The sequence below is a fragment of the Oleiphilus sp. HI0086 genome (genome assembly GCF_001635225.1).
On sequence record NZ_LWFZ01000006.1, the window covers coordinates 1 to 1,094 of the forward strand.

Genomic DNA, 1,094 nt, shown 5'->3' on the forward strand with positions numbered 1-1,094 from the left:
GTAAGCTGATCTTCCTCGGCTAGCAACATATTTACGGATGCAACAGGCGCAAGATCTTGCAGGTAACGCTGTACATCCACATAATCTTCGAAAGAATCGATACCAAGCACTGAAATGGTATAGATTTCTGAACTTGCTACGCCAGATATAGCATACTGAGTAGATATAACGCTTGCCAAGCGAGCAACAAACTCTTTTGAAACCGATTCACTGCTTGCCTGAGCGCTTTCACCAAAGAAAGTTTGCTCACCTAGGAATAGCTGCCAGTCTGCACGCCATTGACGCTGAGAAACAGGCTCTTTTGCTTCATCAAGTTCTTGAGCCTCAGGAGTAATGGAACTTTGCAAGCGTACAATTGCAACAGCGTCGGTGCCATAGCGCTTACTAGCATCAATATGGGAGTCAGAAAACAGGCCCCATAATCCGTCAACATCTAAAAGCGAAAGGTCTGTCAGATCGGCCACAGGAATAAAAAGCGGCAAACCTCGAGTCTCAGCAATGCCAGTCAATTCAGGTAGCACCTCATCCAGTTCGGAAGCGCCGATAACGCTTCGCTGCCCTTGTTCATCAGACATCACCACCCAAACCAGAATTGAAGGACGAGACCGCCCCCAAATAGGAAGAGACAGTGATTGCAAACCCGCTTCTATGGGCGATTCTGCGAATGCAACATCCAGCATATATTGGTCAGGTACGGCGGGCTCGGCTATTAACGACTCAGTTAACTCTTCTTGGCCGGTCTGAGCGGAACTAGGCATAGAACCAGGCTCCTGTTCAACGTCTGCACCTTCATCTGTAAACTCCATAGCGAGCCTTTCGCGCTCAGCAAGCACCTCAAGATAAACGCTATACGCGGGGTTTTCTCTGTAGGCAAATGAGAGCACGTAGTTTTCAGGTGAGCAAACTTTCTTTGGTGAAAGCGCTCAGGCAAGCAGTGAATCGGTTTCAAAAGAGTTTGTTGCTCGCTTGGCAAGCGTTATATCTACTCAGTATGCTATATCTGGCGTAGCAAGTTCAGAAATCTATACCATTTCAGTGCTTGGTATCGATTCTTTCGAAGATTATGTGGATGTACAGCGTTACCTGCAAGATCT

The 1,094-nt window shown here is 47.2% G+C and carries 1 protein-coding gene; it reads right to left on the minus strand.

The annotated features are described in order from the left end of the window. The coding region (locus A3756_RS00205) for a DUF2066 domain-containing protein (protein ID WP_156490120.1) at nucleotides 1–884 on the minus strand (884 nt) is incomplete at its 3' end. Between the last annotated feature and the right edge of the window lie 210 nt (nucleotides 885–1,094).